The sequence below is a fragment of the Spiroplasma sp. TIUS-1 genome (genome assembly GCF_010365785.1).
Taxonomy (GTDB): Bacteria; Bacillota_I; Bacilli_A; order Mycoplasmatales; family Mycoplasmataceae; genus TIUS-1.
In genome coordinates this window covers 794,168-811,521 of record NZ_CP048387.1, presented here as the reverse complement: position 1 = coordinate 811,521, position 17,354 = coordinate 794,168, and the positions used below count along the sequence as shown (strand labels likewise).

General features: G+C 28.9%; 16 protein-coding genes. 10 read left to right on the top strand and 6 right to left on the bottom strand.

Annotation, left to right across the window (positions count from 1 at the left end; genetic code table 4):
* Nucleotides 1-267 precede the first annotated feature (267 nt).
* From rpmH to STIUS_RS03640, 5 genes are all read left to right on the top strand, one after another.
* Nucleotides 268-402: a 50S ribosomal protein L34 gene (gene rpmH, locus STIUS_RS03660; protein ID WP_162650026.1), complete on the top strand. Its 135-nt coding sequence runs from the start codon at nucleotides 268-270 to the stop codon at nucleotides 400-402.
* A gap of 3 nt (nucleotides 403-405) precedes the next feature.
* Nucleotides 406-738, top strand: coding sequence for a ribonuclease P protein component (gene rnpA, locus STIUS_RS03655; RefSeq protein WP_162650025.1), 333 nt, complete (start codon nucleotides 406-408; stop codon nucleotides 736-738).
* Between the two features lie 5 nt (nucleotides 739-743).
* A complete protein-coding gene (yidC, locus tag STIUS_RS03650; protein WP_162650024.1) occupies nucleotides 744-1,976 on the top strand; it encodes a membrane protein insertase YidC in 1,233 nt (410 codons plus the stop codon).
* Nucleotides 1,977-2,041: 65 nt separating this feature from the next.
* A complete protein-coding gene (mnmE, locus tag STIUS_RS03645; RefSeq protein WP_162650023.1) occupies nucleotides 2,042-3,391 on the top strand; it encodes a tRNA uridine-5-carboxymethylaminomethyl(34) synthesis GTPase MnmE in 1,350 nt (449 codons plus the stop codon).
* A gap of 15 nt (nucleotides 3,392-3,406) precedes the next feature.
* Nucleotides 3,407-4,207, top strand: a complete 801-nt coding sequence (locus STIUS_RS03640; protein ID WP_162650022.1) for a TatD family hydrolase — start codon at nucleotides 3,407-3,409, stop codon at nucleotides 4,205-4,207.
* Between the two features lie 88 nt (nucleotides 4,208-4,295).
* Here the strand turns inward: STIUS_RS03640 and STIUS_RS03635 are convergent, their stop codons facing one another.
* From STIUS_RS03635 to STIUS_RS03615, 5 genes are all read right to left on the bottom strand, one after another.
* A complete protein-coding gene (locus tag STIUS_RS03635; RefSeq protein WP_162650021.1) occupies nucleotides 4,296-5,357 on the bottom strand; it encodes a rod shape-determining protein in 1,062 nt (353 codons plus the stop codon).
* A gap of 17 nt (nucleotides 5,358-5,374) precedes the next feature.
* The gene (locus STIUS_RS03630; protein WP_162650020.1) at nucleotides 5,375-6,421 is read right to left on the bottom strand and encodes a rod shape-determining protein; all 1,047 of its coding nucleotides are present in this window, start codon (nucleotides 6,419-6,421) and stop codon (nucleotides 5,375-5,377) included.
* Between the two features lie 253 nt (nucleotides 6,422-6,674).
* Nucleotides 6,675-7,736 (bottom strand): rod shape-determining protein, encoded by a 1,062-nt coding sequence (locus tag STIUS_RS03625; protein ID WP_162650019.1) that lies wholly within the window; start codon nucleotides 7,734-7,736, stop codon nucleotides 6,675-6,677.
* Between the two features lie 18 nt (nucleotides 7,737-7,754).
* Nucleotides 7,755-8,804 carry a rod shape-determining protein gene (locus STIUS_RS03620; protein ID WP_162650018.1) on the bottom strand — a complete coding sequence of 350 codons (1,050 nt, stop codon included), beginning with the start codon at nucleotides 8,802-8,804 and terminating at the stop codon, nucleotides 7,755-7,757.
* Between the two features lie 196 nt (nucleotides 8,805-9,000).
* Nucleotides 9,001-10,056 (bottom strand): rod shape-determining protein, encoded by a 1,056-nt coding sequence (locus tag STIUS_RS03615; RefSeq protein WP_162650017.1) that lies wholly within the window; start codon nucleotides 10,054-10,056, stop codon nucleotides 9,001-9,003.
* Nucleotides 10,057-10,137: 81 nt separating this feature from the next.
* On the opposite strand from STIUS_RS03615, the gene rnmV reads away from it, so the two are divergent.
* From rnmV to STIUS_RS03590, 5 genes are all read left to right on the top strand, one after another.
* The gene (gene rnmV / locus STIUS_RS03610; protein WP_162650016.1) at nucleotides 10,138-10,623 is read left to right on the top strand and encodes a ribonuclease M5; all 486 of its coding nucleotides are present in this window, start codon (nucleotides 10,138-10,140) and stop codon (nucleotides 10,621-10,623) included.
* Between the two features lie 115 nt (nucleotides 10,624-10,738).
* A complete protein-coding gene (locus tag STIUS_RS03605) occupies nucleotides 10,739-11,701 on the top strand; it encodes a hypothetical protein (protein WP_162650015.1) in 963 nt (320 codons plus the stop codon).
* Nucleotides 11,685-13,118, top strand: a complete 1,434-nt coding sequence (locus STIUS_RS03600; RefSeq protein ID WP_162650014.1) for an SGNH/GDSL hydrolase family protein — start codon at nucleotides 11,685-11,687, stop codon at nucleotides 13,116-13,118. Before STIUS_RS03605 ends, STIUS_RS03600 begins: the two co-directional genes overlap by 17 nt.
* Before the next feature lie 55 nt (nucleotides 13,119-13,173).
* Entirely contained in the window at nucleotides 13,174-13,959 is a 786-nt protein-coding gene (rsmA, locus tag STIUS_RS03595) for a 16S rRNA (adenine(1518)-N(6)/adenine(1519)-N(6))-dimethyltransferase RsmA (protein WP_162650051.1), read from the top strand.
* Between the two features lie 80 nt (nucleotides 13,960-14,039).
* On the top strand, nucleotides 14,040-15,299 hold the full coding sequence (locus STIUS_RS03590) for a hypothetical protein (RefSeq protein WP_162650013.1): 1,260 nt from the start codon (nucleotides 14,040-14,042) through the stop codon (nucleotides 15,297-15,299).
* A 464-nt stretch (nucleotides 15,300-15,763) separates the two neighbouring features.
* Here the strand turns inward: STIUS_RS03590 and STIUS_RS03585 are convergent, their stop codons facing one another.
* Nucleotides 15,764-17,296 (bottom strand): ABC-F family ATP-binding cassette domain-containing protein, encoded by a 1,533-nt coding sequence (locus STIUS_RS03585; protein ID WP_162650012.1) that lies wholly within the window; start codon nucleotides 17,294-17,296, stop codon nucleotides 15,764-15,766.
* Between the last annotated feature and the right edge of the window lie 58 nt (nucleotides 17,297-17,354).

Genomic DNA, 17,354 nt, shown 5'->3' with positions numbered 1-17,354 from the left:
GTTCATATCCTTTTATATGTAAATTATAAGAGTATTTTTTTTGTGATGTTGTGTTATTTTTTTTTATTAATTTTTTAAATATCAAATGTAATATAAATAAAAATCATTAGTAAATAAGAATCTATATTTTTTAAAGTTACGCACTTTCACACAAGGGTATAAGTTACACACCAAACACACATCCATCAAAAAAACAATTATAAATAACTACTATTCATATATAATAATTAATGTTATAAATATTTGTAAAGATATATGAGGTAAAAAATGAAAAGAACATGACAGCCAAGTAAAATTAAACACGCAAGAACTCATGGGTTCAGAGCCAGAATGGCAACTAAAGGTGGGCGTAAAGTTTTAAAAGCTAGAAGACAAAAAGGAAGAGCTAGATTATCAGCTTAATAAATGAAAAATTCAAGAATTATTAAAAAGAACTATGAGTTTGAAAAAATAATAACTAAAAAGAATTTTTTAAAAAATCAATCCTTTGTAATTTATTCAATAAAGAATAATGAAAACATATTAAAATACGGAATTTCAGTTTCTAAAAAAAATTGAAAGGCGTGAGAAAGAAACAAAATAAAAAGACAAGTAAGATCAATTATTTGAGAATACATAAAAACTAGTGAAAATCATTCTGTCGATATTATTGTTATGGTTCGTAAAGAATTTGAAAAAAAATCATTCAATGAAAACACTAATGAATTTATTAAGCTAGTAAATAAATTAAGGAAGTAATTTAAATGTACAAACATAAACCAGATTACAATAAATACTTTAGTAATAGAGATGGAAACCAAGGAAACAAAAATATAAATCCAGATGGTTCAAAACCAAATTGATTTAAACGAATACCTTTTAAGCGTATTTGAAAAATTACTAAAATTGTTTTATTTTTATTTTTGATTTTTTCTGCTCTATGAGGTTGTGTACAAATGATGCAACCAGATTATATTGTTTCACAAGTTACTGATCAATTTGGAAATAAAATGTTCTCATCAGGAGTTGGTTTTGAAATTGCATTTTTTAGCGAAAGTGCTTTTAAGAGTCAATGAACAGTATTAATAAAAGGTTCACCTTATACATATTCACTTAACTATGTAAGTAGTTGAGGTGAAGCATTTACAAATACAGGGTTTTCGCCATTCTATGGATTCTTCGTTTATCCTATGTCAGCGTTGTTGGTTTGAATAGTTTCACTATTTTCTGCTGTTGATGCAGCTGGATTAATGGATCCAACTTCAACTTCATATGGTGTGGCTGCGTTCTTCTCAATTGTATTTGCCGCCATTGCTATTAGAGGTTTAACTTTAGCTTTCAGTTTCAAGGCTCAAATGAACCAAGGTAAAATGAATGAATTATCAATTAAATCAAGTGCTATTAATGACAAATATAAAGGTCAAACAAGTAACGAAGCTAAAATGAAAAAACAAAGAGAAATTTCAGAACTCTATAAAAAAGAGGGTGTCAGTCAAGTTTCGATGATTGTTTCTATGTTGGTTTCTATGCCGTTCTTGATTGCGATGTTAGCTACAATTAGGGCTTCTCATGCGTTTAAGGTTGGATCAGTTGGATCTGTTTCATTTATTGCAACACCATTTTCAGAAATGACTGCTGGTAATTTCCAATATTTAGCTATTGTTGTTGTTTACTTAATGTTACAAATTACTACAATGTTCTTACCTCAGTTCTTAGAAAAATTTCTATCTAAAAATCCTAAGTCATATACTGCTGAACAAAAAAAAGCCAAGAAAAAACAATTAATATTTCAAATAATATTCATAGTTATGTTCTTCTTCATTATTAACAGTATTGCCGCGGGGGTAGCAATATATTGAATTTTCTCTTCATTGTTCCAAGTTTGTCAAACAGTTGGATTCTTTATTTACAGAGAAAATGCAAAAGCTATAAATGAAAAAAAACGTGCTAAAAAGATTGCTAAGCTTGAAGCAGCAGCAGCAAAGCACAAAGAATAAAAACAACTTTACTAAGTTGTTTTTTTGTTGTTTAATAATAGTAAATAAATATAAAGAGTTTTAAAATGAAAAGTTACGTTAATGAATGTATAGTTGCTCCGGCAACTTCAATATCAAATCAAGCAATAAGTATTATAAGAGTATCGGGTGATGATGCTTTTTTAATATTTAATAAAATAGTTAAAAAAGAAATTGAAGTTTCTAATAAACCAAAATTAAGATTTTTATATGATGGTGATGAAATTGTTGACGAAGTTTTTGTTATTCCATTTGTTGCCCCTAATTCTTTTACTGGTGAAAACGTAATTGAAATTAATTGTCATGGAGGAAAGTTGGTTGTCACAAAAATTATTGAAATGCTTATTAAAAATGGATGTAAATTAGCTGAGCGTGGTGAGTTTTCAAAACGTGCATATTTGAATGGAAAAATTGATTTAATAAAAGCCGAATCTATTAATCAAATGATTAATGCTACAAATGAAACTTATAGAAAATTAAATGCACGTAATTTAGTGCAATCACATAATTCAAAACTACGAGAAATTAAAAATGAAATTATAGATTTAATTTCAATTATTCAAACTGCAATTGATTATCCTGAGTATGAAGAAACCCAAGAAGTGCCAGTTGAAAATATCTCTAATCGAATCAAAAAGATACATGACATATTATCAAACATAATCTTATTTTCTAGGTCAGCAAATAAGTTGAATGAGGGTGTAAATGTATCTATTATTGGATCACCAAACGTTGGTAAGTCTTCGCTTTTGAATTCTCTAATTAATGAACAAAAAGCAATAGTTTCTGATATTGAAGGTACAACACGTGATTTTGTTGAAGGTAAATTATACTTTGAAAATTTTACATTAAATTTAGTGGATACAGCTGGTATTCGTTTTACAGAAGATAAAATAGAAAAAATCGGAATTGAGAAATCATATGATCAAGTCGGTAAGTCAGACTTAGTTTTCTTTGTAATTAATAATGATAAATTTGATAAAAATTTATATGAATTTATCAAGAAAAAGGAACATTTAATAATTGTTAATAAAGAAGATGAATTAAGTGATTCAGATAAAAAGGAAATTAGTAAGCAATTTGAAAACTTAGTATTTACAAATGCTAAAGATAAAAAAATTGACAATGTAATTAAATATTTGGAAAATAAATTCAATAATGAAGATTTAATGAAGTTTGATTTGCCACTTATAGCTAATTCAGAACAAATGGCTTTATTTGTATTAATGTTGGAAAAGTGTGAAACTATAGCTTTTTCCTTTATTAATGGAGTACCAGTAGATATAATAAATATAGAGTTTTATGAAATCAAAAAGATCCTGGATGAACTTTTAGGTGAAGCATTTGAAGATGAAATTATAAATAATATTTTTAAAAAATATTGCTTAGGCAAATAATAAATAGGAGAAAATATGAAGAATATAACGTTAATAGATTGCCACACACACTTCCATGATGACAAATATACAACTGAAGGATATACAACTAATGACTTAATTGATGATGCTATTAATGGCGGAGTTAAATATTTCATGAGTACAGGATATGATGTTGCTTCGTCAAAAGCTAGTGTGCGTGATGCTATGAAACATAAAAGTGTTTTTGCAGTTATAGGTATACACCCAAATAATGTTGAAGATGTATCTGAAATAGAGATTGCAGAAATTGCAAAATTAGCTAAGTTAGACAAAGTTAAAGGTATCGGTGAAATAGGATTAGACTTCTATTATTCTGATAAAAACAAAGATAAGCAAATGTTTATTTTTGAAGAGCAAGTTAAAATTGCCAAAGAAAATAATTTGGTTGTTGTTCTTCATATTAGAGATCAAAAAAATCATACTGATGTTTACTATTCATGTTTAAAAATGCTGATTAAACACAAGATCAAGAAAGCAATGGTTCACTGCTTCACAGCTGATCAGGCTGTTGCAGACGCTTTTATTAAAGAAGGTTACTATATATCAATAGGTGGTGTTGTTACATTTCCTAATGCTAAAGAATTGCAACATGTAGTTGAAAAAGTACCAATGAAGTATTTAGTCACAGAGACAGATGCTCCCTATTTAACTCCTGTTCCATACCGAGGAACAACTAACAGACAAGAGTACATAATCCATACTATTAAGAAGATGGCTGAGTTAAAGAAAATAAGTACTGAGGAAATGGCTGAAGTGACTTATAGTAATGCTAAAAACTTGTTTGGGTTAGTCTAATATTTAATATTAAAAAAGAAGCAAATTGCTTCTTTTTTTGTGAAATTTAGATAAAAAAAACCTACTCGAAAGTAAGTTTAATTATTTACTAAAGGTATTTTGATGAGTTGTGTTTTGCTTTAGCAAATTCACCATTTTTACCGTAGTATCCTGATTCCAATCTTTGAAGAATATTTTTCTCATAGATTTTTGCTCCCTCAGCAACACCTGTTAGGGCGTTAGCTGAGATTACAACTGGAACTGAGAATATTTGGTTAAAGTATTCTTGAACACCTTTAATAAGTGCTCCACCACCACAAATTGTGAATCCATTTTTAACAATGTCTCCAGCTAATTCAGGAGGTGTATTTTCCATTAATTCAATAATTAAGTCAGTAATTTTTGAGAACGCGTTAATTAAAACATTTCTAATTTCTTCTGATTCAACAACTGCTTCTTTAGGTAATCCTGAGATAATATCTCTACCGAAGATTGACATTGATGATTCAGCTTTATGTTTAGCTAATGAACCAATATCTTTTTTAACATTTTCAGCTGTTTTATCACCGATTGTAATGTTGTATTCTGAACGAATGTATTTTTTGATTTCATCATCGAAGTAGTTACCTGCAACTTTGATTGATCTTGATAAGATGATGTCACCTGAAGCAATAATAGCAATATCTGTTGTACCACCACCAATGTCAAGAACAACGTGTCCTTTTGGTAATTCAATGTTAATACCTGCACCAATAGCTGCCATTTTTACTTCTTCTTCAACGAATACTAATTCAGCACCCATATCGTAAGCAACTTGTTTTAGAGCATCACGTTCTAATTCAGTAACTTCTGAAGGACAAGCTAATAAGATGATTGAATTTTTTCAGTCACCAACCATTTTCAATTTCTCGAAAATGTTTTGTAACATTTCTTGAGCCGCTTCTAAGTCAGTAATAACTCCGTCTTTAATTGGAACAACCATTCTAATGTTATCGTGTGTTTTTCCAATCATATCGTAAGCATCTTGTCCAAGAGCAACTAATGAGTTTGATATGTTATCGTAAGCCATGATTGAAGGTTCATTGTAAACAATTCCTTGTTTAGCAACATACGCTAATATGTTTGATGTACCTAAATCTAGCGCGATATATGTGCGATCTTCTCTGTTCATATTTTATTCCCTTTATCCTATAAGTTTTCTAAAGCATCTTGGTGAGTTCTTTCAGCTTTTAAGATTTCAAAAATTTCATTTTCGAATTTTTTTGTACCGTTAATAACGGCTAAAAGAGGTTGTTCACCAATTCTTGTTGGTAATTGTAATGTATCTGCGAAGTATTTGTCCATACCTTTAATTAAGGCACCACCACCACAAAGTGTGATTCCATTTCTGTAGATATCCCCAGCTAATTCAGGTGGAGTTTCTTCTAATACTTGAACTGTTAAGTCAATAATTCTTGAAACTGGTACTTTTAATAAATCACGAATTTCTTCAGGAGTAATTTCGATTTCTCTTGGTAATCCTGAAACAACGTCTCTACCGTATACTTTCATTTTTCTTTCGTCAGCAAATTTAGCTAATGATCCAATTGTTACTTTAATTGATTCAGCTGATTTTGCTCCAATTTCTAATCCGTATTGTGAACGAATGAATTTTTGACATTCATCGTTTAGGTAGTTACCTGCAACTTTGATTGATTTTGAAAGAACAATATCTCCTGATGCCATAACAGCAATATCAGTAGTTCCACCACCCATATCAACAATTAGGTTACCTGTTGGAGCATAAATATTTACACCTCCACCTAAAGCAGCCATTTTTACTTCTTCTTCTACGAATACTCTGTCAGCACCTAAGTTACCAGCAATTTTTTGTAGAGCAGCTTTTTCTAATTCAGTAATAACTGAAGGACAAGCTAATAATACGATTGAGTGTTTTAAAGATTTCTCTAAACGTAATTTTTTGAAGATGTATTTTAATTGTGCTTCTGTAGCACGAATATCTGTAATAACACCGTCAACCATTGGTCTAACTACTCTGATTGATTTGTTTCCTTTACCAATCATTTTGTAAGCTTCTGTACCAACGGCAATAATTTTGTTTTCTTTAATTTTATATGCAACAATTGAAGGTTCGTTGTAAACAACTCCTTGTCCTGAAACATAAACTAAAGTATTGGCTGTACCTAAATCCATTGAAACGAATGTTGGTTTAGCATTTGATTTTTTTAACGCCATGCGTATATTCTCCTTACGAATTTGATATCTTAAAGATATCTAATATATTTTAGTGTGTTTTTGATCAATACCTTCAAAAGTTATATTGCCTTTAAAAGTATAGTCTTAAATATTATACATTTTTTAGTTATTAATTGCAAATTTTAAAAGTCTATTTAGCATAGATTTATTTATTATTAAATCTAGTAGTTAAATAAATTATACATGTCAATTTGGCAAATAAAAAACTGAAATTAATCAGTTTTTTATTTTTTTAAATATATTTTGATGAGTTGTGTTTTGCTTTAGCAAATTCACCATTTTTACCGTAGTATCCTGATTCTAATCTTTTAAGAATCATTTTTTCAAATATTTTGGCTCCTTCAACAACACCTGTTAGGGCGTTAGCTGAAATTACAACTGGAACTGAGAATATTTGGTTAAAGTATTCTTGAATACCGTTAATAAGTGCACCACCACCACAAATTGTGAATCCATTTTTAACAATGTCTCCAGCTAATTCAGGAGGTGTATTTTCCATTAATTCAATAATTAAGTCAGTGATTTTTGAGAAAGAGTTTATTAGAACATTTCTAATTTCTTCTGATTCAACAACTGCTTCTTTAGGCAATCCTGAAATTATATCTCTACCAAAAACAGACATTGATGAATCACCTTTATTTTTTGCTAAAGATCCTAAATCTTTTTTAACATTTTCAGCTGTTTTATCACCGATTGTAATGTTGTATTCTGAACGAATATATTTTTTGATTTCTTCATCGAAGTAGTTACCTGCAACTTTGATTGATCTTGATAAGATAATGTCTCCTGAAGCAATAATAGCAATATCTGTTGTTCCACCACCAATGTCAAGAACAACGTATCCTTTTGGTAATTCAATGTTAATACCTGCACCAATAGCTGCCATTTTTACTTCTTCTTCAACGAATACTAATTCAGCACCCATATCGTAAGCAACTTGCTTTAGAGCATCACGTTCTAATTCAGTAACTTCTGAAGGACAAGCTAATAAGATGATTGAATTTTTTCAGTCACCAACCATTTTCAATTTTTCGAAAATGTTTTGTAACATTTCTTGAGCTGCGTCTAAGTCAGTAATAACTCCGTCTTTAATTGGAACAACCATTCTGATGTTATCGTGTGTTTTTCCAATCATATCGTAAGCATCTTGTCCAAGAGCAACTAATGAGTTTGATATGTTATCGTAAGCCATGATTGAAGGTTCATTGTAAACAATTCCTTGTTTAGAAACATATGCTAATATGTTTGATGTACCTAAATCTAGCGCGATATATGTGCGATCTTCTCTGTTCATATTTTATTTCCTTTTATCCTATAAGTTTTCTAAAGCATCTTGGTGAGTTCTTTCAGCTTTTAAGATTTCAAAAATTTCATTTTCAAATTTTTTTGTACCGTTAATAACAGCTAGAAGAGGTTGTTCACCAATTCTTGTTGGTAATTGTAATGTATCTGCGAAGTATTTGTCCATACCTTTAATTAATGCACCACCACCACAAAGTGTGATTCCATTTCTGTAGATATCCCCAGCTAATTCAGGTGGAGTATCTTCTAATACTTGAACTGTTAAGTCAATAATTCTTGAAACTGGTACTTTTAATAAGTCACGAATTTCTTCAGGAGTAATTTCGATTTCTCTTGGTAATCCTGAAACAACGTCTCTACCGTATACTTTCATTTTTCTTTCGTCAGAAAATTTAGATAGAGATCCAATTGTTATTTTAATTGACTCAGCTGATTTAGTACCAATTTCTAATCCATATTGTGAACGAATGAATTTTTGACATTCATCGTTTAGGTAGTTACCTGCAACTTTGATTGATTTTGAAAGAACAATATCTCCTGATGCCATAACAGCAATATCAGTAGTTCCACCACCCATATCAACAATTAGGTTACCCGTTGGAGCATAAATATTTACTCCTCCACCTAAAGCAGCCATTTTTACTTCTTCTTCTACGAATACTCTGTCAGCACCAAGATTTGTAGCAATTTTTTTAAGAGCTGTTTTTTCTAATTCAGTAATAACTGAAGGACAAGCTAATAGCACAATTGAATGTTTTAATGACTTCTCTAAACGTAATTTTTTAAATATATATTTTAATTGTGACTCTGTAGCGCGGATATCTGTAATAACTCCGTCAACCATTGGTTTTACAATACGAATTGATTTGTTACCTTTACCGATCATTTTATAAGCTTCGGCTCCGATTGCAATAATTTTATTTTCTTTAATTTTATAAGCAATGATTGAAGGTTCGTTATAAACAACTCCTTGCCCTGAAACATAAACTAATGTATTAGATGTTCCTAAGTCCATTGAAATAAAAGTGGGTTTGTTATTTGCCTTATTAATAATTGACATATGTGTAATCTCCATTTTTAAATGATTATTTATAAAAATAATTAATAATTAATATTTTAATAAACAACAATGTTAATGAGGTAATCGTTAAACATGTAGTTATTAATATTATACATACATAAAAATTTATTAATATATTTTAAAAACTATTAATATTTCCATTTTTTACAAAAAAATATGGCTCAACCATATTTTTCTAAATTTTGTATTCTCTTTCTTTTCTACTTTGCGCAACTGCTACTCACTTCATCATGTTTTTTTCATACTCACGAGCTCCATCAATAACTGTCATAAGTGGATCGTGTGCTAAATGAACATTGAATTGGAAAATTGATTTTAAATAATCTTCAAATCCCTTAATAAGTGCTCCACCACCACAAACGGTAATACCATTTACTATAATGTCACTTGATAATTCAGGAGGTGTGTTTTCCATAATATCAACAATTAAATCAATGATTCTTGAAAAAGGTCCTAGGAGACAGTTTTTAATTTCCTGTTGAGACACAACAACTTCACGAGGTAAACCAGAAATAATATCACGTCCATATACACGGTAGTTTCTTCCACTCTCTACTTTTGAAAGTGTACCAACTTCTTTTTTTATTCTTTCGGCTGTTCTTGGACCAATAACTACATTATATTCTGAACGGATGTATTTTTTAATTTCATCGTTTAGAACATTACCAGCAATTTTAATTGATCTTGAAATAACAATTTCACCAGAAGCTATAACAGCAATATCAGTAGTTCCACCACCAATATCAATTACTAAGTTTCCAAATGGAGATCAAATATTAACTCCAGCCCCAACAGCTGAAAGTTTAACCTCTTCTTCTATTAAAATATCGGAAGCGCCTAATTCTGAAACAACTTCACGCAAAGCATTTCTTTCTAATTCAGTAACTGAACTTGGACATGCAAGTACAACCAACGAATCTTTCAAATCTTTTTTTGTGATTCGTGCAAAGATAACTCTAATTAAATCTTTTGCAGCATCAAGATCTGCAATAACTCCATCAACCAATGGTGTAACAATTCTAATATTACTATTTGTTTTACCAACCATATCATATGCTTCCATACCTACAGCGATTATTTCATCATGTAATATGTTATAAGCCATTGTTGATGGCTCGTTATAAATAATTCCTTGACCGCCTAAATACGCAACTACGTTTGCAGTACCTAAATCCAAAGCAACGAACGTTTTGTTTGCAGCTGCGTCCTCTCATTTTTTGTATGAGGTCATATATATTCTTTCTCCCTTGATAATCTTTTTAACTAAACTAAATTATAATATAATTAAGTATATAAAAGCAAATGGTATCTCATGATTATTATAGTAGAAGGTAAAACAGACATAGAAAAATTGAAATCAGTATATGGAAATAATATAAATGTCATCTCTACTAATGGAATGGGTATTAATCTTGCTATATTGAATCAATTAAAAGAACTGTCTAAAAATAACAAAATAGTAATTTTCACAGATCCAGACGGACCAGGATTAAAGATCCGCGAAAAAATAAGTGACTTTTTGGATAATAAATGTTTTCATGCGTTTATTGATAAAAAAAATATCAAAGGAAACAAAATTGGTGTTGCTGAAGCTAATAAAGAAGATATAAAAAAAGCCTTAGATAACTTAATAGAATTCAACAATGAGAATCAAACTATTACTTGAGATGAATATATAGAAAATGAGTTTTTTTTAAAAGAAAATAGAATAAAAATTTGTAAAAAATATGGGTGGCCTCAAGAAATAAGTTCTAAAAAATTATTCAAATGAATGAACCTTTATGGAGTAAAAAATTAACTAAAACAAATAAAAATGATTACAAAATATGGAGGACATATTTTTACTTTTTTTGCAAGAGTTATTTTTTTTTTTTTTTGTTTTATAGTGTAGAATTATCAAAATAGAGGATTATATGTTCAAAAAGTTAAGTAACAAAAAGAGACGAATAATCGGTTTTTCAGTAATGGGGGCCACTGTCGCATTTGGATTAACAACTACATTAATGATTGCTCCTGGTATGGGAATGGAATCTTTAATGTTCATTAAAAGCGTAGAACGTGAATTAAAACAAATTACCCCTAAAGGTAAATTTGTTTTGGACAGTACAAGTCCAACTTATCCGCTTGTTAAAAATGTAATTAAAAAATCATTCATAGCAGATGCTGTTTCAACAATAGATTTTAGAGATCCAAGTCAGCTAGCATTAAAAGGTGTTTATGAAGAATATGCTGCATATTGATTTGAAGATCATTTTGGAGAAAATGTTGACATCGATTTATATGACATTGGAAATAGTTTAATCGAATTTGATAAAAGTGTTGCTGGCAAATTCCACAGTACAGGTTTTGTAAATACAGGTCCTGCTTGAATTTTCACTCAAGGAGGGCTTAGTGAAATTTATGGTAGTGATGTTTATAATCTTGGACTAAATCAACAAACTATATTAGATCAAAACTTATATACAGCATACATACATGATAATGGATCTTTGGGTAATATAAACGGTGTAGAAGTAGAATATAGCATTGGTGCACACATTGTTAATAATAAGGTTTGGTTTTTAAATAAACAAATTGAATCAATAAGATCAGCACTAACATTGCATGTTATTGGTGGAGCAATGGGTATAAATGTTTTTAAAGATGATAATAATCAACTGTCTCTAAATGATGATATTTTTAACAAGTATGTAATTGTTGATGATTTATACCATCCAAACTTTACAGCAACTTTACAATTATTACGAGTTGCAATTGTATTATTTGCGCTTAATTTTGCAGTCATTCCAGCAGGAGTAACTGTTACAGTGTTAACTTTAAAAGGTACAAAAAAACCTAAAAATACTGAAGAGGTTGAAAATGAAGAAATTAATTAGTATATTAACGTCATCAGTTTTAGTTATGAGCACTTCAATTTTACTTGTTTCTTGTATAGCGCAAGGGGCAAAACCTAGTCCACTTACAATAGGTAATGAAATTAAGAAAGTTGATGGAGCAGCTAATTATAAAAATGGAACAAATCACCCAAATAAAGATTCTAAATTCACAAATTACTTTATCATTGGAGATAGTTTAAGCGATGTTGATGGTCTTTCAAAAATGTTAAATGAGAAAACTAAATTTGATATTTCTGGATTAAATGTGGATTTTTCATCTTTATCACCATTAATGCCAGTTCCAAATAAGGTTTTAAATATAAAGACAGATATTAATCTTTCTTTAGGAAATGATGAAATAGGAGATGAAGGTTATGGTTTTAAATCTAAAGACGGCAAATGACATAGTTCTTTCTCTAATGGTGAAACAGCAGGTTATTTATTAAATGAGAAATTGGGTTTTGGAGAAATGGAATCGTCAAATCCATTTTCTAAAGGGACAATTAAAAAAAATAATAGAAATTATTCAATTGGTGGTGCAACTGCATCTAATGCTTTAAATACAACTTCATCTTTAATTTTAGATGACGTTACTGTTGATAAACAAGCTAGAGCTTTGATATCTCAACATCACGTTGAGCAAACAAATAATGATTTGGTTTTCTTTGAAATAGGTGGTAATGACTTGTTTGCTTTAGGCGGTTTAGATCCAAATGACACTAAGACACAAAATAAAGTTATTGAAGAATCTATGCAAAAAATAAGGTTAACATTATTCACACTGCTTAATAATGGTATTGAAAATATTATAGTAGGTACTCCTCCTGATGTTAGTACAGTTCCAAGATATGGAAATGCAAATGATAAAACACTAAAATATTTAGCTAAGACATCAGCCAGATATCATTCAGAGATGTTAAAAGTTATTGAAGAAGTACAAAAATATTATCCTAATCAAATTCAAATATATGATATTTATGAAGAATTTGAAGGATTAAAAGATAGACATGAAATTGAGTACAACAAGGATAAGTCTAAAGAAGAATTCGTGACTACAAACAAAGATAAAGCTTTCACAGATTCAATGAAATTTAAAGGTAATGGTGAGATTGAACTTACAGCTAAAACAATAGTAACAACAACAAAAATTAAATTATTAACTTTTGATTCTGAAAAAGGTGGCTTGATAATTACAAAACCAAGTGTACCAGAGCTGCTGGCTTTCGGTCTTGCTAAGACAATTGATGTTTCTCTTTCAGCAAATATGGCAATGATTCCTTTTAGAAATCAAGACGGAGTAGAAAAACCGATTGATATTGATTCATATTTCTTTACTGACATTGTTCATCCAACTAGATTAGTTCATAAGTTAGTATCTGAAGATCTATTTGAATTATCAAAAAAATTTGAAAATTAAAATCAAATCCATTATATGGATTTTTTTATTGTCTAAATACAATAGAATAGTATTAATGCAAGCAAAAAAACATTTTGGACAAAATTTTATAACTGACAAGAATCTTATAAACAAAATAATAAATTGTTTAGATGAAGATTCTGATTTAATTATTGAAATTGGACCAGGTATGGGAGCACTTACTGGGGAGCTAGTAAATAAATTTAAAAAAGTTATAGCTATTGAAATAGATAAAGATTTAGAACCAATATTACGAGAAAAATTTAATGTACCTAATTTTGAATTAGTAATAGGAGATGTTTTAGAAAAAGATTTTAAATCATTAATAGATTTTTCTAAATATAATAAAATACAAATTATATCTAATATTCCTTATTACATTACAAGTCCTATAATGTTTAAAGTATTTGAAGATTCAAAAATATTTTCTAAAGCCGTATTTATGGTACAAAAGGAAGTAGCACAAAGGATTTGTGCTAATGTTGGTGAAAAATCATATAACAATTTATCCATAACTTCTCAGTTTTATTCAAAACCAAAATATGAATTTACTGTTGGAAAACAAATGTTCAAACCAGTGCCTGCGGTTGATAGTGCAATCATTAGTTTGGATTTTAAAGACAGTCATATAAGTGAAATTTCAAATCCAGAAAAGTTTGTTTCATTTGTAAGACAAATCTTTAATAATAGAAGAAAAACAATTTTAAACAACTTATCTTCTACTATTGGAGATAAACCAAAATCACAATCTATATTAAATGAATTGAATATTAAATTAACTCATCGTCCAGAGAATCTTTCATTAGATGATCTAATGAGAATTTATAAAAACTTAAAATAAAAAATAATAAAAATTAACTAACCATTGATTTTTTTTTTTTTTTGTTAATCTATGTTGGATGGTGGGAGTTAAAAATTTAAATGACATTAAAAAATAAAAAAGCAAACAACCTATTGATGCCGTTTTCTGGAGTGTTGATGGGTATCTCAATTATAATGTTGACGATATTATTATTTGATTCACTTGGGGCTTTTCCTAAAAATTGAGACATATATTCTTTGGCTGCAAACGAATCGGAGCTAAACTATCTTTTAGAAGAATTCAACAATATCAATAATCTTAATAGTATAGATGAGATTACACAACTATTAAACTTCATAATATCAGAATATAAGTATAGTTCTGTTGGAGAAGCAATTACACAACTTGATTCAGATATATGAAATAGACTTGAACAACTAGCTGAAGCTAATTCTTCAACTAATTTGGATGATTTAAAAAATAATGTTAGGGAAGTATATGCAGAAATATTATCACTAGATATTATGAGTCACATTAAATACATATGAAAATCGTCAATAGTTTTATATGTTATTTCTATCTTGATGATGATATTAGCAATTACGAACTTTTCGATGATAAAAAAATCAAATAGTTCAATAACTACTTCAAATAATATGTGAATGATAAATGTAGCAGGGTTCTTTATTATATTTTTAATATCAGTTTGTGACACTATATTTGCATTTATGGAAATGATTAATTCAATTTCAATATTTGATGAAAGATCGGATTTTGTATTTTTAATTATGATTATTGCCTTAGCATGAACAATAGTTTGTATGTTAACTCTATGGGTATCATATATAGTTATTTATAAACAAAAATCTATATTAGCTATCACTGAAATAAACAAAAGCATTGATACTGCAAGTGATCAAGCAAAACCAAAATTAACACCATTAGAAGCTAAAATTGAAAAATTAAAAATGAAAATGGAACATAATGAAAACAAGGTTTTTGAGTCAAATGAAATAGATTTTGTGATAGGTAGAAAATTATTGCTTATTGGATCAATAACAAGTATTGTAATAACAAGTTTAGCTATATTAATGATTTCAGCAATTACTTTGCCATTGATTATTATTTATATAATTCCTGGTTTAGTCATGTATCCACTATTGATAGCTACATTAACTCTTTCAATAATGACATTAACACGAGCTAAAAGTAATATAAGATCAAAAATATTATTTTTGGCATCAAGTATTGTGTCTTGCGTAACAGCATTTATTGGTTTCATATTTATGATTATGTTTTATTCATTATTTGGTTTCTTCTTACCTTTTGTAGCAGTTGGCGGAGTCCTTATTCTAGTTGGTTCATTAATAAAAAAATAGTTCTGAGTAACTATTTTTTTATTTTGGTTTAACATCATTCATAGAAATTTTATACAAAATAAAATAATTATTATAAATTAGTTGAGGCAATAATAATTGTTGGAACTATAAGGGTTGTTATTGAGTGTAGTAATAAAATATTGCTCACTACAGTCAACTATTAAATAATCAAGTTGTAAAAAAACTTTGATAAATTTTATCGGCATATGAGACTTAAATTCATTAAAAAAGTTTATAAATAACAGCTAATTTAGTTATTACTAATCTTGAATTAAGTAAAGTAATTAAGCAAAAGATAAAATTGAAATTGTAACTTTATTCACAATAGACTTAACACAATATTTTGATGTTGAAGTTTATACATAAGTCATAAAAATATAGAAAGAAGAAAAACACTTTTACTTCCAAATTAGAATGTGAAGATTCTAAAATAACTTTAAGTATTAAAAAAATAGAACAAAGTTCTATTTTTTATTTTCAAAATCAATAACACTATCTGCTCAATTAGTTGAGAAGTTAATATCATGTGTTGTAAGTAATACAGTTCCTTCAAAAGCTTGTATAGCTTCTAATAAAGATTCTTTGGCAAGAACATCAATATGGTTGGTTGGCTCATCGAGTAATAGAAGTGCACATTTTTCTAAGCTTAATGCTGATAGTCTAACTTTGGCTTGTTCCCCCCCTGAAAGGGTTGTAAGTGATTGAAACATCAGTCCAGTTTTAATACCAAATTGAGAAAGTTTAACTCGAGCCTCTTGCTCAGTGATGTTAGGGAATTTTCTTAATAAATATTGAATTGGAGTTATATCTTCAAACTTTTCGATTTGTTTAAAGTATTGGAAAGTCAAGTGAGGAGCATAAATTATCTCTCCATCAAATGGTTTAATAACTCCAGCAATAGTGTTTAGTAATGTTGTCTTACCAACACCATTCTTTCCAGAAACAATATGTTTTTCGCCTTCGCGAATTACAAAGTTTAGATCTTTAATTAAAGCATGATCGTATCCAAGTGAAAGATTTTTAAAGTCTAAAATAATACTTGACCCTGGTTTTTTATAAGCAAACTTAAAGTTAGGTTTAACTAAATCTTGACGTTTACCCATTACATCCATTTTTTCTAATTGCTTAACACGTGATTGCGCTGATTTAGCAGTAGAGGCACGAGCAGCATTTTTTGCAACATATGTCTTTAATTTATCAATTTGTTTTTGTTGTGATACAAAAGCATTATCATATTGAAGTTTTCTCATTTCTGATTCTTCTAAATATTTATCGTAATTTCCAACATATCTATTTAAACCTAAGTTTTCAATAGCATAAATGATTCCACAAGTTTTGTTAATGAAATCCACATCATGAGAAATTAATACAAATGGCTTTTCAAAGTTTGCTAAATATTTTGCAAGTCATTCAACTTGTGAAATATCTAAGAAGTTAGTAGGTTCGTCAAGCATGAAAAAGTCAAAATCACTTACAAGTAATTTAGCCAACATTATTTTTGCCTTTTGACCACCTGACATTTCTTCTAGTTTAAGGGGAAGTTTATCAATACCAATACCAAGACCATTGATTAAATTTCCAATTCTTTTTTCAACTTGATTAAAACCCTTAATGTCTAATTCATTTTGAATATCCAAAGCTTTAACTAAATCTTCTTCTTTGTATTCAATTGCCATACCCTCATATAACTTATTCATCTTTCCTTCTAAATAGTAAAGATCTGCAAATGCATCTTTTAGATAAGCATCAACAGTAGTACCTGTTGGAACTTCTAAGTGTTGGTCTAGGTATCCAATTTTTGTTTTAGGATGTATTTCAATTGTTCCTTTATCAGGAACCATTTTACCAATTAATAAATTGAACAAAGTAGTTTTACCAGCTCCATTAGCTCCAATTAGAGCTATGTGTTCTTTTCTATTAAATCTGAAAGTAACATTCTCATATAGTTTTTTCCCACCATTAGCGTGAGTCATATCTTTTACATAAATTAATCCCATATAGGTCTCCTTTGTTCATTTAATATTAAGTATATAATAATAAGTAATTATTAGATAA